This window comes from Aquariibacter albus (assembly GCF_014145335.1).
Taxonomy (GTDB): Bacteria; Pseudomonadota; Gammaproteobacteria; order Burkholderiales; family Burkholderiaceae_C; genus Aquariibacter; species Aquariibacter albus.
This window is the reverse complement of record NZ_JACIVI010000001.1, coordinates 1,393,991-1,413,646: the sequence shown is the minus strand read 5'-3', so window position 1 is coordinate 1,413,646 and position 19,656 is coordinate 1,393,991. Positions and strand designations below refer to the sequence as shown.

Here is a 19,656-nt window from a genome sequence, read left to right as displayed (position 1 = left end):
GCCCCGACGGGGCGGCAGCATAAGGGACCGGGCCCCGCCCGCGTGGGGCAGGGCCTGTCCGGGAAAGGGGGCCTGCAGCCCGGGGCTCAGGCGCCGGCCAGCCACCATTCACCGCGGCCGTCGGCGGCGGTGTCGCCGGCCCAGCGGCTGGGCTGGCGCTGCGGCAGGGCATGGATCGGCGAGCCGGCGTCCAGGCCATGGGCCCGGGCCAGCCGCGCCACGTCGCGGGCGATGAGCTGCCAGGCCACGTCCGCCGTGTGCCGGGTGGGCACGAAGGTGGCCGGCGGCGTCGGCGCCGGGCCGGCGAACAGCAGGCTGCCGCGGCGCTGGCCGTAGCCGGCATGGGCGCCGGCCCGGCCGCCCAGGGCCAGGGTGCCGGCGACCAGGCGCGAGGCGAAGAAGTCGCCCGCATCGCCGCCCACGATGGCCACGCCGCGCCGCATGCGGTCGCCGAAGCGCGCGCCGACCGAGCCGTGCACGACGATCACGCCGCCGCGCACGCCGTCCATCGCGCCGGGCAGGGCGCCGGCGGCGTAGTCGCCCAGGTTGCCGTGCACCACCAGGCTGCCACCGCGCAGGCCCATCGCGGCCTGCAGGCCGGCCGAGCCGTGCAGGGTGACGCGGCCGCTCAGCAGGCCGGCGGCGAAGAAGTCGCCCGCCTCGCCGTGCACGAGCAGCGTGCCGCCGTCCATGCACCAGCCCAGGCGGTCGCAGCGGGCGGCGCCGCCTGCCACCACCAGGGTCGGCTCGGTCGCGCCGTCGTCGGCCAGGCTGACGTCGAAGAAATCGCCCAGCGCGGCGGCCTGCCGGCCCTGCCAGACGGGCAGGGCGGCCACGCCGGCCGCGTCCAGGCCGGCGCAGGCGGCGGGGTGGATGCGGCGCAGGTCCAGGCGCAGGCCGGTGTCGTCGGCGGGCGCCTGGCGCGGGCTCAGGGTGATGCGGCTCATGCGCGCGCTCCTTGTCCGGCTGCACCGGCCGCGCCTTCGTGCCAGATCTTGCGCAGATGGAAGAGGTAGGGCCCCAGCTTGCCGCCGTAGTTGCCCGCGGCGATGCGCAGCACGCCACGCGCCGCGCCGTGGTCCACCGCGGTCTGCATGCCCACGCGCATGGCCTGGGCCACCGCGGCTTCGCTCAGGCCGTCGATCACGATCTCCATCACGCAGCGCACCTCGGGCGTCAGCTCGGTCTTCTTGGCCAGGCCGATCAGGGCCGGGCAGTAGGCATCGTTGGTCGAGGCGCCGAGCGCCGGGTACTTGCTGCCGACCTTGGAGCCCGAGCGCACCACGCCGCCGGGGAAGGGCATGATCACGCCGGGCACGGCTTTCATCGCGGCCACCGCGGCCTCGGACACGGCCAGGGCCTCGTCGGTGCCGGTGCAGCAGAACAGCAGGTTGCCGCCGCCCACGGCGCGCAGCATGGGCGTGCTCTCCTGCGCGACGAATTCGCCGTCCATCACCGGGATGCGCCAGTAGCGCACGCCGTCGATCATCTTGCTGATCTGCCAGCCGTCGCCGAAGAAGCGCAGGTTCTTGCCCAGGGGCAGGGTGTCGGGGCTGGCGTCCCTCGGCAGGCCGGCGTACACGGCCGTCGTGGGGCAGGTCAGCACGCACTGGCCGACGCGGCGCTCCAGCTGCTTGGCGAGTTCCTTGCTACTCATCGCGAAGATCAGCAGCGCCAGGCCGGGCCGGCCGTCGGGGGTTTCCTCGGGGCCGAGCACGCGCTCGATGCCGGCCTCGGCGCCGCAGGCGATCACGCTGGTGGCGAAGCCGGTGGCGGCGGCGCCGGCATGCATCGCCCAGGTGGCGGTGTGCGCGGTGACGATGAGCCGCGTGGCGCGCATCGGGAAGGCCTCGGCGAAGCTGTCGTCGATGCCAACACCGTTGACCACCAGCGGCGCGGGGGTTTGGACTTGGGCCTCGCTCATGCGCCGGCCTCCTGAAGCTTGAAGCACTCGACCGGCAGCAGGCGGCCGCCGCGGCAGCAGGCGCAGAGCTCGTCGTGGCCGATGGGCACGCTGGCCAGCTCGGTGCCGAGGTGGTCCTCCCAGTGGGTGCGCAGCGTCTTCTCGATGCCGCGGTCGTACTCGGGCTCGACGAAGTGCGTGCCGCCCGCCGGGGCGGCGACGATGCGGCCCTCACGCGCCACGAGCTGCCCGTCCTTGAAGACCCAGGCCGGGGTGCGGAACATGGTCTCGGGGTTGGGGTCGTCGCGGTAGATCGCCAGGTCGGCGGCCGCGCCCACCCCCACATGCCCCCGGTCCTTCAGGCCCAGCAGGCGGGCCGGGGCGCTGCGGGTCATGATGGCGATCTCCTCCAGCGTCAGCTCGCGCTTCATCTCCTTGAGCGCACAGTTCGCGGCCACGTCGGGGTGCAGCTTGGCGAGCTGCTCCTCGCGGAAGGCGCGGTCCATCAGCAGGCGGATCAGGTGCGGGTAGCTGGTGAAGGGGCCGCCGTTGGGATGGTCGGTAGTCAGCACCACGCGCCAGGGGTCCTCGATGCTGAGGAAGATCTCCAGCCCCACCACCCACTGCAGGGCGTTCACATAGCTCTGCTCGCGGTACTTGAAGGGCACCACGCCGCAGCCGGCCTCGCCTTCCAGGTCGGCACCGATCCACTTGCGCGGGTCGGCCAGGCCGGCGTTGGCATGCTGGCGCATGGTGTCCCCGGAGGCGGTCACCGTCTGGCCGAACATGATCTGGCCGACGTCGATGCTGACGTTCTTGTGCTGGTTGACCGCCTCGGCCAGGCGCAGGGCGGCGGAGGAGAACTTCTTCGGCCCCTCGGTCCCGTAGCTGTGGAACTGGATGTGGGTCAGGTGGCCGGGCAGGCCTTCGAGCGCGTCGATCGTGGCCAGCGTGGATTCGATGTTGCCGGCCACGCCCAGGTTGCTGCCGTGGATGTGCAGGGGGTGCGGCACCTTCAGCGCGTGCAGGGCGCGGGCCAGGGTCTGCACGACCTGGCGCGGCGTGACCTGCCAATGACGGTGGCCCTCGTCCACGTCCAGCTTGCGCTGGTTGAACTTGAAGGCCGAGATACCGCCGGGGTTGACCACCTTCACGCCCAGGGCCTTGCTGGCGTGGATCGTCCAGCCCAGGTAGTCGCGGATCGTCTCGAAGTCGCGGCCCTCCGCCAGCAGGCGCAGGAAGAGCTCGTCGTTGCCGGCCATCACATAGGCGCCGTGGTCCAGGATGGGCGTGTCGCCCATCTCCAGATGGGTGTGGCGCGCATTGGCGGCCAGCATGGCCGGCTCGAAGGCGGCCGTGTAGCCCATCTCCACATAGCGGTAGCCGGTGGCCAGGGTGCCGGGCGTGCAGCTGCCGCAGGAGGGCAGCTCCAGCGCGTTCTCGGGCAGGGGCAGGGGTTCGAAATGGCTGCGGTGGTCCTCGGGCAGCAGCAGGCGGGCCAGGTTGACCTTGCCGCCGCCGATGTGGCTGTGCAGGTCGATGCCACCGGCCATCAGGGTGTGGCCGCTGGCGTCGATCGTCTGGTCGGCCGGCTGGCCGGCGGGCAGTTCGACGAGGCGGCCGTCCTGGATGCCGACCTCGCGCACGGCGCTGGCGCCGGGCCGGGCCGGATCCACGACGCGCGCGCCGGTGATGCGGATCGTGGGGGAGGACGCGCTCATGCGGGGGCCTTGGCTGCGTGCGGGGAAGAGGGGGCGGACGCGCCGGCCATCGCCTCGGCGACGGCCGCGACGACGGTGCCGACCGGGGGCAGCTCGCTCGGGTCGCCGGCCGGCAGGTGCAGCACGGTCGTGCCCTCGCTGCGGAAGAGGTGGCCGGCATGGTCCAGGCCGGGCGTGCCGACCGGGATCACCAGCAGCGGCCCCGTGCCCTCGGGCACCGGCGCGCCGGGCGGGACCAGGGCGATGCGCGGCAGGCCGGCGGCGGCCGGTGCGGCGGGTTCGTTGCCGAAGGCGGCGACCCACAGCAGCAGGTCGGCGCCGCCGGTGGCGATCAGGCGGCTGGCATCGTGCCGGCGCGGCTCATGCTCCAGGCCCAGGGGGCCGACGCGGGTGCGCAGCGGCAGGCCGCTGAGCCAGGTGTGCGCGTAGTGCGCGGTGGCCAGGCCGTGGTGGCCGGAGAGCGGCAGGCTGGCCGCGCGGCCCTTGGCATTGAGCGTGCCGACCAGGCGCTGCACCGCCTCGATCAGCAGGCCGCCCTGGGCCGGCAGCTTGGACGGTTCGTAGACCAGCACCGCGTACTGCGCGGCCTGCAGCTCGGCCGCCAGGGCCTGCAGGGCCGGGGTGGCATCGCGCGCCACGCGGCCGGCGGCCAGGGCATTGAGCTGGGCCAGGGCGTCGAAGAGGTCCAGCTCACCCAGGTCCGCGCCTTCGAGGGCCGTGGCGCCGAGGGCCGTGGCGCCGAGGGCGGCCAGGGCCTCGCCCGTCGGCGCACCCAGCACCCGCAGCTTGCGGCCGGCCGGCACGGGGCAGGCCGAGCCGGCGTGGGCCGCCCGGCTCGGCGCGCCGTCCAGACCGGCGCGGCGCAGGAAGGAGGGCAGGCGTGCCTCGGGCGTGCTGCCGAGGAAGAGGAGCAGGTCGGCCCGCTCGCGCACTTCCGACAGCGTGGTGGTGAACTGGCCACGGTCCTGCAGGGCCATCAGGGCCTCGGCCCAGGCGGCGCCGCCGACCGGGTCGCTGACCGCGCCGCAGGCCGCGGCCAAGCGGAACAGCGCGCGCTGGCCGTCCACATCGGCGGCCAGGCCGGCGATCAGCGGCTGCCGCGCCTGGGCCAGCCAGCGTGCGGCGGTGGCGTGGGCGGTGGCGGCGTCGAGGGGCTGGCCGTCGAGCGTGGGCCCGCGTGGCGCATCGCGCCGTGCGGCGCGCAGGGCCAGGGCGGCGGCGGTGACCGGGCAGGGCGCGGGCGTGTCGGCGGCCAGGGCCAGCGTGCCGTCGGCGGCGCGGGCCAGGCGCTGGTCGGCATCGAGCAGGGCCGTCCAGGGGCTGATCCAGGGCCGATCGACCGGCGGGAAGGAGGCGGAGGAAGTGCTCATCGGGAGGCAGGGTTCGCAAGCGATGTGCCCGGCTGCCGGGCCGTCCGACAGCCCAAGCGGGCCCCGCCGCACGGCCAGCGCGGAGACGGGCTGTCACGCACCGTCTCTTGCCCGGCGCAGGCTGAGCCGTCGCCGGCCGGCCGAGCCGGGGACCGGTCGCGGCGGCCGACGCTGTGGCGCCGCGATTCTTGCCCCGGGCTTGCCCCCGGGCCGGGAGTTTTACCCCGATGCGCCCCGGGGGCGGACGCGCTCCACTCCAGGGCCTCAGGGTCGGCCCTCGCCCGGCCGGCATGCTTCCTGTTTCAGTCGCGTCATGCCGCCGGAACTGTCCCCTTCTCAGCCGCTCCGCCCCGGGCCCAGCCGTCCCTCGTGCAAGGCTGAAGCGACCAGCCAGGCCGAGGCCCCGGCGGCCGCGGCCGCCTCGGCATCGGCCGGGCCGCGCAGGCCGCCCGCGCCGATCCAGCGCTTGCCGGGGGTGGCCGCATGCAGCCGGCGCAACAGGGCCAGGTCCGGGCCGTCGCCGCTGCCGACGCGCTCCAGCGTCATCAGGATCAGGCTGTCGGGCCAGGTATCGGGGCGGCCCCAGCAGCCGGCCGGGTCGAGCAGCGTGTCGCCGCGCCGGTCGAGCGACAGCAGGCCGGCGGCGCGGGCCGCGGCGTCGGGCAGCGCGGCCTGCAGGGCGGCGGCATCGGGCAGGGCCTCGCTGGCCCAGACCGGCCGCAAGCCCGGGCGGGCGGCTTCCGCCAGCGGTGCCCCGCCGGCCCGGGGGCAGTCGAGCGCCTCGGCCAGGGCCTGCACCTCGGCCGGCCGGCGGAAGCCCGCGTCCAGCCACAGCGTCAGGCCGGGCAGGGCGCGCAGCAGGCGGGCGATCACGGCGGTCTGGGGGGCGCCGCCCTGCAGCGCATCCAGGTCGGCGAGGTACAGCACCCGGCTGGCGCAGGCGGCCAGCAGGCGTTCGGCGCAGTCCAGCGGCTCGGGCCCCGCGCCCAGGGCCGAGCCGCTGAGCGGCCGGTATGTCGCGCGTTCGCCGCGCCGGGCCCGCACCACCTGGCCGGCGCGCAGGTCCATCACGGGTATCAGGCGCAGTGGCGGGCTCATGGCCCGACCCTACCGCAGCCGGACCGGAGGGCGACCTTGAGCTTGCGGTCCCCCCCCCTGGCCGCGCCGGCCCGGCTGTGGCTGCAGGAGGCGCTGAGCGCTGCCGGCCTGCCCGCCGACGCGGGGCCCGATGCCCTCGCGATGCAGGCCGAGGGCCGTGCGATGCGCGACACCCTGGCGGCCGACCTCGCCACCCTGCCTGGTCTGCAGACCATCCTGGCGCTGGGCCCCGACGAAGCCCCACGCCCTGGTGGCGAGGCGCCGCCGGCCGCTGTCTCGTCGCTCGCCCGGCTGCGCGGAGCCGCCGCCCGCCACGACGCCGTCTGGGCCATCGCCCCCGAGTGCGGCGGCGAGCTGCTGGCCTGGGCCGAGGCGGTGGCCGCCGCCGGCCGGGCGCGCTGGATCGGCCCCAGGCCCGAGGCCATCCGCCGCGCCAGCTCCAAGGGCCTGACCCTGGCGGCCTGGGCCGCCGCCGGCCTGGAGACGCCCGCCCCGGATCAGGCCGCGGCCGATGCGCCCTGGATCGTCAAGCCCGAGGACGGGGCTGGCGGCCTGCTCACCCACCGCCACCCCGGCCGTGCGGCGGCCGAGGCCGAGGCCGCCCGCCGCCGCGCGGCCGGCGAGGCGGTGCGCGTCGAACCCTGGATCGCCGGCGAGGCCCTGAGCTTCTCCCTGCGCGTGCCGCCTGACGGTGGCGCGCCCGAGCTGCTGGCCTGCAACCGCCAGCGCCTGCACTGGCGGGCGGCCGACGGTCTGGCGGTGGCCGAGCTGGGCCCGGTCGACAGCGGCGCGCTCGATGCCGACCCGCGCCGCCCGGCCTGGGCGGCCTGGGCCGCCCGGGCGGTGGCCGCGCTGCCGGGCCTGGCCGGCTTCGTCGGCATCGATGCCGTGCTCTCGCCGCAGCGCGGCCTGGTCGGCCTGGAGCTGAACCCGCGCCTGACCAGCGCCTACGTCGGCCTGCCGCCCGCCCGGCGCCGTGCGCTGCTGCGCGCCGTGCTGGCCGATTTCGGCCTGGGGCCCGACGCCCCGGCCGGAGCTCGTCCTCCGGTGTCCGAGGGGGCCGCATGCTGAAGGCTCCCCTGACCGCCAGCCCGGCGCCGCGCCGTGCTTTGCACGGCTGGGACGTGGGCGGTGCCCACCTCAAGATCGCCCGGCTCGATGCGGCCGGCCGGGTCGAGGTCGGCCAGTGGCCCTGCCCGCTGTGGACCGGCCTGGCCGCGCTGGATGCCGCCCTCGACGCGGCCTGCACGCGATGGCCCGATCTGCCCGAGGGTGCCCATGCCCTGACGATGAGCGGCGAGATGGTCGATGCCTTTCCCGACCGCGCCGCGGGTGTGCAGGCCCTGGTGGCCCACCTGGCCGCCCGGCTGCGGGGCCCGCTGCGCGTCTATGCCGGCGAGGGGCCGGCGGGGCGCTGGTGCCAGCCCGCGCAGGCGGGCCGGCGCTGGGCCGACGTGGCCTCGGCCAACTGGCAGGCCACGGCCGCCTGGGTGGCGCGCACCCTGCCCGAGGCCTTGCTCATCGACGTGGGCAGCACGACCAGCGACCTGATCGTGCTGCGCGCCGGCCGCCTCGTCGAGGCCGGCGCCAGCGATGCCGAGCGCCTGCACAGCGGTGCCCTGGTCTACCAGGGCGTGGTCCGCACGCCGCTCTGCGCGCTGGGGCCCAGCCTGCCGGTGGCCGGCCGCGAGACCGGGCTGATGAACGAGTTCTTCGCGACCACGGCCGACGTCTACCGCCTGCTGGGCATGCTCGATCCCGCCCACGACCAGCAGCCTGCTGCCGACGGCGGGGCCAAGGAGGTGGCCGGCAGCCGCCAGCGCCTGGCCCGCATGGTCGGGCGCGACGCGGCCGAGCTGCCGGCCGAGGCCTGGCAGGCGCTGGCCGCCGCCTTCCGCGCCCGCCAGCTCGAACGCCTGACCGGGCCGCTCGATGCCTTGGTATCGGCCCACGGCCTGCCGCCGCAGGCGCCGATCGTGGCGGCCGGCTGCGGTGCCTTCCTGGCCCAGGCGCTGGCCGTGGCGCGGGGCCGCCCGCTGTGGCGGCTGGCCGCGACCGGGCCGCAGCCCTGGCCCGCCGGCGCGCCGCCGCTGGCCGGGGAAGCGGCCTGGGCCAGCGTCGCCGCGCCCAGCCTGGCGGTGGCGCAGCTGGCCCTTGCGGACGAGGAGAACTGAGATGTGGGTCGTCAAGCTCGGTGGCAGCCTGAACCTGGACCCGGCCTTGCCGGACTGGCTGGAGCTGATCGCCGCCCAGGGCGGTGGCCGAGTCATCCTGGTGCCGGGCGGCGGCGGCTTTGCCGACGAGGTGCGGCGCCACCAGCGCCACTGGGGCCACGACGACCTGGCCGCGCACAACATGGCCGTGCTCGCGATGTGCCAGAGCGGCCTCATGCTTCAGGCCCTGCTCGCCACCCGCCATCCCGCCCTGGGCCGCGTGCTGCGACCGGTGCGCGGCGAGGCCGAGCTGCGTCCGGTGCTCTGCCAGGGCCAGGTGGCGGTCTGGCTGCCCTTCGAGCTGCTGCGCGAGCAGCCCGAGCCGCCGCTGACCGGCTGGGACAGCAGCGCCGACACCCTGGCCCTGCGCCTGGCGCTGCGGCTGCACGCCGAGCGCCTGGTGCTGGTCAAGAGCTGCGCGGTGCCGCTGCCGCCCCTGGACCTGGACGCGCTCAGCGCCGCCGGAGTCCTCGACCGCGCCTTTCCCCAGGCGGCGCGCGGCGCGCCCTTCCCGATCGAGCTGATCTCACGCCATGAGCCCGAGCGCCTGCGCGCCGGGCTCTGCGGCCTGCTGGCCTGAGACGCTGCGGACGGACCTGCCCGTACGCGGCCGGTCCGTCCACGCCTTCCGGGCGGGGCCGCTCGCTCAGCCGCCGGCAGCGGGCGGCAGCTTGTCGCTCTTGGCGGGGCGGCGGCTTTCGAGGAAGGTGCGGATGGCCCAGATCGCCTCCTGCGACAGCACGCCCTGCCAGGCCGGCATGTGGGTCACGCCGGCGCGGCGCTTGCCCTCCAGCACCGAGAGCTTGAAGAAGTCGTCGTTGTCGCGCACGCAGTGGGCACGGGCTTTCGGGTCCTCGATCCGCCGGTGGCAGTAGATGTCGAGCATGCGCAGGTCGTTGCCCACGTAGCGGGTCGCATCACCGTCCGGGCCGTGGCAGCGGGCACACGATTCGGCGAAGAGGCTGCGGCCGATCTCGGCCACCTTGGCGTCGCCGCGGTAGGGGTTGTCCACGCGCCAGGTCTCGCCCAGGGGCGGCAGGTCCTTGAGCAGCGCGGCGGGCGGCGCGGGCGGCGGTTCGGCCGCGAAGGCCAGGCTGGCGGCCAGGCCCAGCAGGGCGGCGGCGGCCAGCCGCTGCAGAAAAGGCATCGGGTTCGTGTTCATGGGGTCACCAGCCTTCCGGGCACCCGGTGCAGCCTTCGAAGAAGGCGCCAGGGAAGATCGTGAAGCGCAGCACGTTGTCGCGCATCGTCGCGTTGGCGAAGTTGGCGGAGTTGAACTTCGCCTCCTGCAGATTGGCCTCGACGAAGGTCGCGCCGACGAACCAGGCATACATGCCGCGGGCCACTTCCAGATTGGCCCGGGTGAAATCGGCGTGGCTCAGGTCCGAGCGCATCAGCCGGGCGTTCTCCAGATTCGCGCCGACGAAGCGCGCGCCCTTGAAGGAGGTGGCCGGCGCATTGACCTTGCTGAGGTTGGCGCCGCTGAGGTCGGCCCCGTCGAGGTTGGCCCCGGCCAGGTTGGCCAGGCTCAGATTGGCGCCGCGCAGGTCGGCGCCGCGCAGATCGGCCCCGGCGAGGTTGCGGGCCGACAGGTCGATGCCGCGCAGGTCGGCACCCGCGCAGCGCATGCGCGGCCAGATGCCGCAGCCGTTGAAGTAGTGATCCTTGGGGGGCTTGAGCTCGATCTCCGCGCCGGCGGCGTGGAGCGGGCCCGCGCCCAGCGCACCCAGCAGGGCCAGCGCGGCGGCGAACTTGGGAAGGGAAGACATGGGGTGACTCTTGAGGGAGGAAAAAAGGGGCCGGCGCTTCCGCGCCGACCCCTCGGACTTCAAGTGCCGCGACCGATCACTTCGGCAGCTTGAACACCCAGGTCGCGCCCCCCTGGGTGACGGTCTTGGTCAGCTCGGCCATGTCGCCGCCCCACAGCGGCACGGCGCCGCCGTAGCCGGACTGGATGGCCAGGTACTGCTCGCCGTCCTGCTCCCAGGTGACCGGCACCGAGACCACGCCCGAACCGGTCTGGAACTTCCACAGTTCCTTGCCGTTCTTCGCGTCGAAGGCCTTGACATAGCCGTCCGAGGTGCCGGTGAAGAGCAGGCCGCCCGCGGTGGTGACCGTGCCGGCCCACAGCGGCAGCTTCTCCTTGTGCTCCCAGGCGATCTTGCCGGTCTTCGGGTCGATCGCACGCAGCACGCCGACGTGGTCGTCGAACAGGCGCTTGATCCGGAAGCCCTGACCCAGGTAGGCCGCGCCGGCCTTGTAGGTCACGTTCTCCGCCCAGTAGTCCATGGCCCAGTGGTTGGCCGGGATGTAGAACAGCTCGGTCTCCGGGCTGTAGGCCATCGGCATCCAGTTGGTGCCGCCGAGGAAGGGCGGGGACACGAAGATCGAGTCACCCTTGTCGGCGCCCGCCTTCGGCTCCGGCGGGTACTGCTCCATCGGCACCTCGGGCATGCCGGTCTTCAGGTTGAAGCCCTTGGTCCAGGTGATGCCGTCCACGAAAGGCCAGGCGCCGATGATGGCGTTCTGCTTCCAGGGATGGCCGCCCCCCGCGGACAGCTTTTCGCGGTCGGTCACGAAGAAGTAGCCGTTGCGGTCGGCGTGGGCCGAGGCCTTGACCTGCTTGCCGGTCTTCGGATCCTTGTATTCGAAGAGCAGCACCGAGTTGTTGCCCGAGAAGTCCCAGGCGTCGTTCGGGGTGTGCGAGAAGAAGCCCTTGAGCTCGCCGGTCGACGCGTCGATGTAGGCCTGGCCCGAGGTGTAGAGGCTGGGCCAGTTCAGCGGCTTCTTGTCGGCGCCGGTGCGCTTCCAGGTGTTCCACGGCGCCGGGTTGCCGGTGCCCACCACGATGGTGTTGGTCTCGATGTCGAAGGTGGCCGTCTGCCACGGGGCGCCGCCGCCCTGGCTCCAGGCCTCGACCTTGCCGGTCTTGCTGTTCGGGTCGTTCGGCCAGGTCGGGGCCTTGGGGTCGCCGGTCGGCACGCTGTCCTTGCCGTTCAGGCGGCCGACATGGCCTTCCACCAGCGGACGCATCCAGACTTCCTCGCCCGTGTCCACGTCGCGGGCGAAGAGCTTGCCCACCACGCCGAACTCGTCGCCCGAGGAGCCGTGCACCAGCAGCACCTTGCCGCTCTTCTTGTCCTTCACGACGAAGGGCGCCCCGGTCATGGTGTAGCCGACCTTGTGATCGCCGAACTTCTCGTTCCAGACGACCTTGCCGGTGGCGCGGTCCAGCGCCACGATGCGGGCATCCAGCGTGCCGAAGAAGATCTTGTCGCCGTAGATGGCCGGGCCGCGGTTGACCACGTCGCAGCAGGGACGGATGTCGTCCGGCAGGCGGTGCTCGTAGGCCCACAGCTGCTTGCCGCTCTTGGCATCGAGGGCATAGAAGCGCGAGTAGGAGGCCGTCACGTAGATGACGCCGTCATGCACCAGCACCTGGCCTTCCTGACCCCGCTGCTTCTCGCCACCGTAGGAGAAGGACCAGGCCGGGACCAGCTTGCTGACGTTCTTGGTGTTGATCGTCTTGAGCGGGCTGTGGCGCTGCGCCTTCAGGCCCAGGCCATAGGTCAGCACGTCGTTGGTGGTCTTGTGATCGTTCGCCAGGTCGTCCCAGGTGACCGGCTTGACCGCGCCCGCGGGCAGGGTCATGAGCGCGGCGACCAGGCCGGCTGCAAGCGCGAGGGCGCGCGGCCGGAAAGGGGTTTGCATGGACTGCATGGATGAACTCCTCGAATTCAGGGAAGGTGTTTTCTTGCGTGTCGCTGCATCGTGATTTCGACGCCGGGGCAGTCTAGAAATCCCCTTGGCTTCGGTGTCCCCGGGGGATCGCGCGGCGCCACCGTGAACCCCTCCCGAGGCGTCCGGGAATCCTTGATGCGAATGCAGGAAGACATCCTGTCAAACCGGGAATATGGCCTGCACATGCTCCAGCGCAGCACAAGAGCGACTGGTGTGACAAGCCCGCGCTGTGGCGGACCGCCATGCCGCGACAGCTGTCGCAGCGCGGTGTGCGCAGCGCGGTGTTCACGGCGCGCACCAAGAAAAAAGCCACCGCAAGCGGTGGCTTGAAAAGGTTGACTGCGGCGCGGGCGCCGAGTTACCCCACGAAGACATCCGGCAGTTGCCAGGGGTTCTGGAGGGAATACAGATCACCCGGCAATGCAAGACGGACTCAGTTTAGGCAGCCCCCCCGGCCAGCGTCTCGGGAGACTCACCCGAGCCGGTCGGGAAGGGTTCCCTATCGATCGGCCGCGGCGCCACCGACCATGACGGCCCGCCGTTCCGACCCCGCTCCCCGCCCTGCCGATGACCCCGTCCGCCACCCCCTTGCCACCGCTTGACCTGCGTGCCCGCCTGATGGGCTGGCTGGGCCTGGGTGCGCTGCTGTGGCTGGCCATTGCGCTGCTCCTGACGGCCTTCACCCTGCGCCGCGGCGTGGCCGAGGAGTCGGCCGGCGCCGATGCGCTCACGGAGCTGCTGATCCTGGCGGGCGAGGCCCATCTGGACCCGCGGCCCGAGCTGCTGGCGCAGCTCGATGCCCTGGTGGCCTCGGAGCAGGTCCGGCACCTCCTGGTGCGCTGGGCCCCGGAGGCGCAGGCGGCTGCGCCGGAGGCGGGGGGAGGCCCGGTCGCCGGAGCGGGTCCGGCCGAGCAGACGACCGGGCCGGTGATCTGGCTGGCGCGCCGTCTGGGCCTGGTCGAGGCGGTGGCAGCGCCGGCGCTCAGCCACCGCATCCCGGTCGGTGGGCGGGTGCTGCTGCTGTCGCCCGACCCCCATGCCGAGATCGACGAGATCGTCGACGACAGCCTGCCGCTGATGCTGGCCTGGCTGCTGATCGGCCTGGCGATGACGGCCGGTGTCGGCGCCATCGTGGCCCGCGCCCTGGCGCCGGCCCGCGAGCTCTGTGCCGGTCTGTTGCGGCTCGAGGGCGGCGCGCCGACCCCCGGCTTCGGCCGCTTCCGCCTGCGTGAGTACGCGGCGATCGCCGAAGGCATCGAGCACATGGCCCTGCGCCTGGGCCAGGCCCATCGCGCCCAGCAGCGCCTGACGCAGCGCCTGATCGGCCTGCAGGAGGAAGAGCGCCGCGCCCTGGCCCGCGACCTGCACGATGAACTGGGCCAGCACCTGACCGGCATGGCGGCGCAGGTCGCCCTGCTGCAGCGCCATGCCGACAAGCTCTCGCCGGCCCGCGTGCAGGCCAGCGCCGAGGCCCTGCAGGCCGAGCTGCGCTGCGTGAGCCAGCAGTTGCGGCAGCTGCTGTCGCAGCTGCGCCCGCATGGCTTGAGTGCCGCCGGCCTGCCCGATGAGCTCGCCCTGCTGGTCGAGCACTGGCGGGCGCGCTGCCCCGACGTCGCGATCGAGCTGCATGTCGCCGAGCCGCTGCCGGCCATCGATGACGAGGCCGTGCTGGTGCTCTACCGGGGCCTGCAGGAGGGCCTGACCAATGTCTTCCGCCACAGCCAGGCGCGCGAGCTGCGCGTGCAGCTGGCCGCCGACCCGTCCGGCCCCCTGGCCCTGCGCATCGTCGACGACGGCTGCGGCCTGCCGCCCGAGGACGCCCGCAGCGAAGGCACCGGCCTGCTCGCCATGCGCGAGCGCGCCGCCCGGGTGGGCGGCCAGCTGCTGCTGGAGCCGGCCGGCGGCCCGCCGGGCCGGCCGGGCCTGGCCTTGACCCTGACGGTGCCCTGCCGGGTGCCGTCCGAGCCGCCCGGGGCTGCAGCCCCCGGGGGCGCATTCCCATTCGAAGAGGAGTCTCCCCGTGATCCACGTCCTGCTGCTTGACGACCATGCGGTCGTCCGCGCCGGCTACCGCCAGCTGATCGATGCCGAGCCCGACATGAGCGTCGTGGCCGAGGCCTCGGGTTCCGCCCAGGCCTGCGAGGCGCTGCGCCAGCATGTCGTCGATGTGGCCGTGGTCGACCTGAGCCTGAAGGACGACAGCGGCCTGGAGGCGGTGCGCCGCATGCGCGCCCGCGTGCCGGGCCTGAAGGTGCTGGTCTTCACCATGCATGCCCACAGCGGCTACGCCCTGCAGGCCCTGCGGGCCGGCGCCCTGGGCTATCTGACCAAGGACAGCGACCCGGCCCGCATGCTCGATGCCGTGCGCGAGGTGGCCCAGGGCCGGCGCGTGTTCTCGGCCGAGGTCATGCATGGCGTGCTGGGCGAGACCGCCGAGGGTCGCGGTCCGCTGGCCCAGCTCACGCCGCGCGAGTTCGAGGTGCTGCGCCTGGCGGTGGAAGGACAGGCCATCCGCAGCATCGCGGCCTCGCTCAAGCTCAGCGAGAAGACCGTGTTCAACACCATGTCCCTGATCCGCCGCAAGCTCGACGCGCCCAGTGATTTCCAGTTGCTGCGCATCGCCGCACGCTACGGCCTGGTGCAGCTCTGAGCCATGAAAAAAGGGGCCGGCCCTGCGGCCGACCCCCTGGCGTGATGCAGGCCTTGCGGCTGCAGGTTCAGAAGCGGTAGCGCAGGCCCATCACCACGCTGCGCGGCGTGCCGGGTGCGACGAAGAGCGCATCGCGTTCGGCAGCATAGGCATTGCCGCCCTGGGCGTTGAAGATGGTTTCGGCCAGGGCGCCGAAGTTCTCGTAGCGGCGGTCGAAGACGTTGGCGACGCTGGCGTAGAAAGTCCAGTCCTGCTTGAAGCGCCACTGGCTGCGCAGGTTGAAGATGGCGTAGCCGGCGATCTTCAGGCGACGCGCTTCCGGCTCGGTGGCGGGATCGCCGTCGTCGTCTTCCAGCAGCCCGTCCTCGTTGCCCGAGACGGTCCGCGAGGACAGCAGCACGGCGTCGGCGCCCAGCGTCCAGCCCTGGCCCACGGCCCAGTCGGCCGCGAGCTTCAGCGTGTGCTTGGGCAGGCCGGCGATGCGGGTGCCCGGGGTGATCTGCACATTGCGCTCGCCCTGGCGCAGCAAGCCGTCGGCCTCGTAGGTGGCCTTCAGGTAGCTGTAGGACGCGCTGAGATCGAGCGCGCCGAAGCGGCTGCTCAGCTCGGCCTCCAGGCCCTGGTTGCGGGTCTTGTCGAAGTTCTGGAAGAAGCCGGTCTGGCCGCTGACGCTGGTGCTGCGGAACAGGATGTCGTCGCGGTTGTCGGTGCGGAACAGCGCCAGGTTGAGGCGCGTGTCGCGGCTCAGCGGCCAGCGGAAGCCGAGCTCGACCGTGGTCGACTTGACCTGGGCCAGGTAGGGGTCGGCCTGCAGGCCGGCCGGCAGGCGGCAGGGTTCGTTCGGGTCGGCGCAACCCAGCTCGATGACCGTCGGCACCCGGGTGTTGCGCGCCACATTGGCGAACAGGGTCGGGCCGCCCGCCAGCCGGTGGGCGATGCCCAGGGCCGGGTTCAGGCTGTTGTAGGTGAAGGTTTCCTTGGGCTTGGACTCGACCACATCGGTGTCGTCGTCGCGCGTGGTCAGGGTGTTGCTGACCCGGCTGCGGTTGTAGCGCAGCGTGCCGGTGAGGTGGGTCCGCTCGCTCAGCGCATAGGTGTCGCTGGCGTAGAGGCCGATCGAGGCGGCCCGGCCGCGCACGCGGGCGCTCAGCTCGCGTTCCTCGCCGGCGATCGGCACGACGCCGCGGCTGTCGTCGAACATGCCCTCCTGCTCGAACTGCGCGTAGCGGGTGCGGCTGGCCTCGAACTGCGCCCCGACCTGCCACTGGTGCGCGCCGTGCGTCGAGGCCAGGCGCAGGCCGCCGCCGACGCTGGTCTGCGTGGTCGAGGTGGTGTTGAAGGAGGCGGTCGGATCGCCCGGGTTCACCGGCGCGTCCTCGGCCTCGTCGCCGTTGACCGTGTTGCGCTTGGCCTTGCGCACGTAGAGCAGGCTCGACAGCGTGGTCTTCGCATCGATCGCATGGTTGGCGTTCACCGACAGCTGCAGCAGCTCGTTCTTGGTCAGGTCGGGATGGGTGTAGACCGCGCCGCGGCGCTGGAAGTAGAGGTCCTTCTCCAGGCCGTCGTCGTCGACCTCGTAGGCCGGCAGCAGGCCGTTGCCGACCAGCCTGCTGCGGCCGGCCAGCAGGGAGACGGTCCAGTCCGAGCCGCCGTTGTCGTGGCCGACCTTGGCCAGCACATTGCCGAGCGTGCCGTCGGAGTGGTCGCGCCAGCCCTTCTCGTCGAAGGCGCTGGCGGCGATGTAGCTGTGCCAGCCGCTGTCGTCGCTCAGGCCGTAGGACACGCCGAGCTTCTTGCGCGCGAAGCTGCCGTAGGACAGCTCGGCCCGCGCGCCCGGCGCGCTGCGGCCGTCGTGGGTGGTGTAGCTCAGCGCACCGCCCAGGCTGTTGAGGCCGAAGGCCGGGTTCGCGCCCGGCACCAGGCTCAGGGTGCGCACGGCGAACTCGGGGATCAGGTCGAAGTTCACGACGTCGCCGAAGGGCTCGTTGACCCGCACGCCGTCCAGGTAGACCGACAGACCCTGGCCGGCGCCCAGCAGCGGCGAGGCGCGGAAGCCGCGGTAGCTCAGGTCGCCCTGGTAGGGGCTGCCCTGGATGTCGTTGACCTGCACGCCCGGCGCTCGGCGGTTCAGGAAGTCGCTGAGGGTGGGCGCCTGCGTGCGGTCGGCCTGCTCGCGCTTGAGCAGCTGGGTGGAGTAGGGCAGCAGGTCGCGGTCGATGCCCTGGCCGGGCAGCGGGCTGGTGCCGATGACTTCGACCCCTGGCAGCTGCGCCGCGGCCGGCGTCTGCTGGGCCAGGGCCGGCAGGGCCAGGCCGGGCGTGCCGATCAGCAGGCCGCGCAGCAGGGCGGCCAGGGGGTGAAGGCGCGGCCGGGCGGCGCGCTGTGGGGCAAGAGACTGGGGCATGGGACGGTTCGGTGAGGTTCGACGGCGTGCGCTCAGGTCGCTGTGCATCTTCGGCTTCGTCACGGACAAGGGAAGAGCGGCTTCGTGCTCGACGCAACGGAGACGCAGCTTGGCAGGCTTCTAGGGAAGTTCTCCTGGGACTCTTTCCCGATCCGACCGGCCAGGCTCAGGGCTTCCCCGCGGTTCCGGCTGGCCAGGCGCTGCACCGTCCGGGTGGAACTCCCGGCGGGACGTAAGCTCGCGGCCCGCCGGCTCACGGAGCTGTCCCCCGATCCGCTGGCTCCCTGCACGTGCTGCCACCGTCCCCTTCTTCCTCCGCGGCGCCCGCCGCCCCGCTCGACCTGCCGCGCCTCGTGATGCGGCGGGCCGGCTTGCTGGCCTCGGTCTGCCTGGTGGCCGCGCTGCTGCTGGGCCTGTGGCGGGCCCAGGGCGACACCCGCACCGAGCTGCAGGATGCCGCGCAGACCGCGATGCTGAGCCAGACGCTGTCGACCCTGTCGCTCGACGACGATGCCCGTGCGCTGCAGCGCCTGCGTGCGCTGCAGGCCACGCCGGCGGCCCGCCACTGGTCGATGCAGGTCTTCGATGCCCAGGGCCAGCAGCTCGTCGGCCCGCAGCCCCTGCCCGCGCCCTCGGCCAGCATGCGGCTGCTGCTGTCGCTGAACCAGCGCCTCTTCCCGCCGCCGCCGCCCGAGGATCTGCGCTGGAGCCTGCCGCGCCCCGACGGGCGGGCCTGGCTGGTGCTGCTGCGCGTCTCCCCCGAGCGCGAGCAGCGCGAGGCCCTCGGCAACTGGCTGGACATGTTCGGCATGCTGATGCTGGCCAGCGTCAGCACGCTGGCCGTGATGCACATCAACCTGCGGCGGGCGCTGCGGCCGCTGCAGTCCCTGCTCGATGCCATCGCCGGTCTCGAACACGGTGAGAGCGGCGGCATCCTGCGCCTGCCGCGCATGCCGGTGCGCGAGCTTGATGCGGTGGCCCTGGCGCTGCGGCGCCTGTCGGCCTCGCTCGACGAGGCCCAGGCCGCGCGGCGCGTGCTGGCGCAGCAGATCTTCAGCCTGCAGGAGGACGAGCGCGCCCGCCTGGCCCGCGAGCTGCACGACGAGTTCGGCCAGCGCCTGACCGCACTGCGTGCCGATGCCGCCTGGCTGCTGCGCCGGCTGGACGAGGGCTCGGCCCTGCGCAGCGTGGTCGAGGGCATGAGCGAGCAATGCCGCCTGATCCACCAGGACACCCGCGCGCTGCTGGCCGAACTGCGTCCGCTCGGTCCGCTGGCCGACCAGGCCGGCAGCGACGAGACCGCCGCCCGCCTGCATGAGCTGCTGCGCGCCCTGGTGCGCGGCTGGCACAGCGCACCCAGCCATGGCCTGCAGGTGCAGCTGGACCTGCGGTTGCGGCGCCCCGAGGGCAGCGAGCGCGAGTGGCATCGTGCCGAGGCGGCCGGCCTCGCCCTGCCGCGCGCGGTGCTGCTGGCGATCTACCGCATCAGCCAGGAGGCGCTGACCAATGTCGCGCGCCACGCCCAGGCGCAGCAGGTGCGCCTGAGCCTGACGCTGGAAACCGCCCCCGTCGAACCCGGGGCGGATGTGATCGCCCCGGGCGATCGCGCCTGGACCGCCCGCCGGCCGGTGGCCTTGCGCTGGTCGGTCGAGGACGATGGCCGTGGCGTGGCCGATCCGGCCGCTGCCCTGCAGCACGGCACCGGCCTGGCCGGCCTGCGCGAGCGCCTCTGGGCCCTGGGCGCCGAGCTGCAATGGGGGCCTGGTGCTGGCGGCCGCGGCTGGCGCCTGGCCACCCGGCTGCCCCTGCATGCGCCCGACGCGGAGGAATCCGCAGCCCCCCTGTCCGATGCGGCCTGCGAGGCCGCCGAGCTGCTGGAGAAGCATCCATGATTCAACCGGTGCGCAGCCTGCGCGTCGCCCTGGCCGATGATCACGCCGTCGTGCGGGCCGGCTACCGCCGCCTGCTCGAGCTGGAGCCCGACATCCAGGTGGTCGCCGAGTACGGCGATGCCGAATCGGCCTACTTCGCGCTGACCCAGACCCAGCCCTGCCCGGCCGACCTGCTGGTGCTCGACCTGTCGATGCCCGGCCGCAGCGGCCTGGAGATCCTGCGCCGGCTCGGCCAGCGCCTGCCCAGCCTGCATGTGCTGATCTTCACCATGCACGACGGCGCTGCCATGCTGACGCAGTGCCGCCAGGCCGGCGCGCGCGGCTTCGTGACCAAGAGCAGCGAGCCCGAGGTGCTGATCGATGCCGTGCGCCGCAGCGGCCGCGGCGAGGGGGTGTGGCCGCGCAGTGCCGAACAGGCCGAGCGCGACGGCCCGCCGCACGAGCGCCTCTCGCCCCGCGAGTTCGATGTGCTGCAGCACCTGCTGGCCGGCCGCGGCGTCGACGAGATCGCCGGCCTGCTGCACCTGAGCGCGAAGACGGTGGCGAACTACCAGACGCTGATCCGCCAGAAGCTCGGCGTCAGCACCGCCATCGAGCTGCTGCACTATGCGCGCCAGCACCGCCTGATGGAGCTGTGATGCACCCGGTCGGGCGCTGCGGGATC

Annotated in this window: 16 protein-coding genes; 7 read left to right on the top strand and 9 right to left on the bottom strand. The window is 73.4% G+C overall.

From position 1 onward, the window contains the following. Nucleotides 1-86 precede the first annotated feature (86 nt). From H4F90_RS06490 to H4F90_RS06470, 5 genes are all read right to left on the bottom strand, one after another. The gene (locus H4F90_RS06490; protein WP_182662544.1) at nt 87-947 is read right to left on the bottom strand and encodes a formylmethanofuran dehydrogenase subunit C; all 861 of its coding nucleotides are present in this window, start codon (nt 945-947) and stop codon (nt 87-89) included. Beyond that, nucleotides 944-1,924, bottom strand: a complete 981-nt coding sequence (gene fhcD, locus H4F90_RS06485; RefSeq protein WP_182662542.1) for a formylmethanofuran--tetrahydromethanopterin N-formyltransferase — start codon at nt 1,922-1,924, stop codon at nt 944-946. The genes H4F90_RS06490 and fhcD overlap by 4 nt, the downstream gene beginning before the upstream one ends. After that, complete coding sequence (locus tag H4F90_RS06480; protein ID WP_182662541.1) at nt 1,921-3,624, bottom strand: formylmethanofuran dehydrogenase subunit A; 1,704 nt, start codon at nt 3,622-3,624, stop codon at nt 1,921-1,923. Before H4F90_RS06480 ends, fhcD begins: the two co-directional genes overlap by 4 nt. Then, complete coding sequence (locus tag H4F90_RS06475) at nt 3,621-4,994, bottom strand: molybdopterin-binding domain-containing protein (protein WP_182662539.1); 1,374 nt, start codon at nt 4,992-4,994, stop codon at nt 3,621-3,623. Before H4F90_RS06475 ends, H4F90_RS06480 begins: the two co-directional genes overlap by 4 nt. 336 nt (nt 4,995-5,330) lie before the next feature. Beyond that, on the bottom strand, nt 5,331-6,092 hold the full coding sequence (locus H4F90_RS06470) for a HisA/HisF-related TIM barrel protein (protein WP_235971970.1): 762 nt from the start codon (nt 6,090-6,092) through the stop codon (nt 5,331-5,333). Nucleotides 6,093-6,134: 42 nt separating this feature from the next. Here H4F90_RS06470 and H4F90_RS06465 point away from each other — a divergent pair, with 42 nt between their 5' ends. From H4F90_RS06465 to H4F90_RS06455, 3 genes are read left to right on the top strand one after another with little or no spacing between them, the layout of a single operon-like run. Next, a complete protein-coding gene (locus H4F90_RS06465; protein ID WP_182662538.1) occupies nt 6,135-7,163 on the top strand; it encodes an ATP-grasp domain-containing protein in 1,029 nt (342 codons plus the stop codon). Next, the gene (locus H4F90_RS06460; RefSeq protein WP_182662536.1) at nt 7,157-8,266 is read left to right on the top strand and encodes a hydantoinase/oxoprolinase family protein; all 1,110 of its coding nucleotides are present in this window, start codon (nt 7,157-7,159) and stop codon (nt 8,264-8,266) included. Before H4F90_RS06465 ends, H4F90_RS06460 begins: the two co-directional genes overlap by 7 nt. Nucleotide 8,267: 1 nt before the next feature. Next, the gene (locus H4F90_RS06455; protein ID WP_182662534.1) at nt 8,268-8,885 is read left to right on the top strand and encodes an amino acid kinase family protein; all 618 of its coding nucleotides are present in this window, start codon (nt 8,268-8,270) and stop codon (nt 8,883-8,885) included. Between the two features lie 66 nt (nt 8,886-8,951). On the opposite strand, the gene H4F90_RS06450 is transcribed toward H4F90_RS06455, so the two are convergent. From H4F90_RS06450 to H4F90_RS06440, 3 genes are all read right to left on the bottom strand, one after another. Continuing rightward, a complete protein-coding gene (locus H4F90_RS06450; protein ID WP_182662532.1) occupies nt 8,952-9,467 on the bottom strand; it encodes a c-type cytochrome in 516 nt (171 codons plus the stop codon). A gap of 4 nt (nt 9,468-9,471) precedes the next feature. Further along, the gene (locus tag H4F90_RS06445; RefSeq protein ID WP_182662530.1) at nt 9,472-10,074 is read right to left on the bottom strand and encodes a pentapeptide repeat-containing protein; all 603 of its coding nucleotides are present in this window, start codon (nt 10,072-10,074) and stop codon (nt 9,472-9,474) included. Nucleotides 10,075-10,150: 76 nt separating this feature from the next. Further along, on the bottom strand, nt 10,151-12,025 hold the full coding sequence (locus H4F90_RS06440) for a methanol/ethanol family PQQ-dependent dehydrogenase (protein WP_328700832.1): 1,875 nt from the start codon (nt 12,023-12,025) through the stop codon (nt 10,151-10,153). 588 nt (nt 12,026-12,613) lie between these two features. Between H4F90_RS06440 and H4F90_RS06435 the strand changes: the two genes are divergently transcribed. Further along, complete coding sequence (locus H4F90_RS06435) at nt 12,614-14,089, top strand: sensor histidine kinase (RefSeq protein WP_182662528.1); 1,476 nt, start codon at nt 12,614-12,616, stop codon at nt 14,087-14,089. Further along, on the top strand, nt 14,067-14,696 hold the full coding sequence (locus H4F90_RS06430; protein ID WP_182662526.1) for a response regulator transcription factor: 630 nt from the start codon (nt 14,067-14,069) through the stop codon (nt 14,694-14,696). The genes H4F90_RS06435 and H4F90_RS06430 overlap by 23 nt, the downstream gene beginning before the upstream one ends. Before the next feature lie 67 nt (nt 14,697-14,763). Here the strand turns inward: H4F90_RS06430 and H4F90_RS06425 are convergent, their stop codons facing one another. After that, on the bottom strand, nt 14,764-17,100 hold the full coding sequence (locus H4F90_RS06425; RefSeq protein WP_182662524.1) for a TonB-dependent receptor: 2,337 nt from the start codon (nt 17,098-17,100) through the stop codon (nt 14,764-14,766). 290 nt (nt 17,101-17,390) lie between these two features. Between H4F90_RS06425 and H4F90_RS06420 the strand changes: the two genes are divergently transcribed. Together H4F90_RS06420 and H4F90_RS06415 are read left to right on the top strand one after the other, a co-directional pair. Then, on the top strand, nt 17,391-18,992 hold the full coding sequence (locus H4F90_RS06420; protein WP_182662522.1) for a sensor histidine kinase: 1,602 nt from the start codon (nt 17,391-17,393) through the stop codon (nt 18,990-18,992). Continuing rightward, nucleotides 18,989-19,630, top strand: coding sequence for a response regulator transcription factor (locus H4F90_RS06415; RefSeq protein ID WP_182662520.1), 642 nt, complete (start codon nt 18,989-18,991; stop codon nt 19,628-19,630). The genes H4F90_RS06420 and H4F90_RS06415 overlap by 4 nt, the downstream gene beginning before the upstream one ends. Nucleotides 19,631-19,656 lie beyond the last annotated feature (26 nt).

Bases quoted from the DNA above. Each gene is read 5' to 3' on its own strand.
- H4F90_RS06450 (WP_182662532.1), bottom strand. From the start codon at position 9,467: ATGAACACGAACCCGATGCCTTTTCTGCAGCGGCTGGCCGCCGCCGCC.
- H4F90_RS06435 (WP_182662528.1), top strand. From the start codon at position 12,614: ATGACCCCGTCCGCCACCCCCTTGCCACCGCTTGACCTGCGTGCCCGC.
- fhcD (WP_182662542.1), bottom strand. From the start codon at position 1,924: ATGAGCGAGGCCCAAGTCCAAACCCCCGCGCCGCTGGTGGTCAACGGT.
- H4F90_RS06425 (WP_182662524.1), bottom strand. From the start codon at position 17,100: ATGCCCCAGTCTCTTGCCCCACAGCGCGCCGCCCGGCCGCGCCTTCAC.
- H4F90_RS06460 (WP_182662536.1), top strand. From the start codon at position 7,157: ATGCTGAAGGCTCCCCTGACCGCCAGCCCGGCGCCGCGCCGTGCTTTG.
- H4F90_RS06480 (WP_182662541.1), bottom strand. From the start codon at position 3,624: ATGAGCGCGTCCTCCCCCACGATCCGCATCACCGGCGCGCGCGTCGTG.
- H4F90_RS06415 (WP_182662520.1), top strand. From the start codon at position 18,989: ATGATTCAACCGGTGCGCAGCCTGCGCGTCGCCCTGGCCGATGATCAC.
- H4F90_RS06475 (WP_182662539.1), bottom strand. From the start codon at position 4,994: ATGAGCACTTCCTCCGCCTCCTTCCCGCCGGTCGATCGGCCCTGGATC.
- H4F90_RS06490 (WP_182662544.1), bottom strand. From the start codon at position 947: ATGAGCCGCATCACCCTGAGCCCGCGCCAGGCGCCCGCCGACGACACC.
- H4F90_RS06440 (WP_328700832.1), bottom strand. From the start codon at position 12,025: ATGCAGTCCATGCAAACCCCTTTCCGGCCGCGCGCCCTCGCGCTTGCA.
- H4F90_RS06470 (WP_235971970.1), bottom strand. From the start codon at position 6,092: ATGAGCCCGCCACTGCGCCTGATACCCGTGATGGACCTGCGCGCCGGC.
- H4F90_RS06455 (WP_182662534.1), top strand. From the start codon at position 8,268: ATGTGGGTCGTCAAGCTCGGTGGCAGCCTGAACCTGGACCCGGCCTTG.
- H4F90_RS06445 (WP_182662530.1), bottom strand. From the start codon at position 10,074: ATGTCTTCCCTTCCCAAGTTCGCCGCCGCGCTGGCCCTGCTGGGTGCG.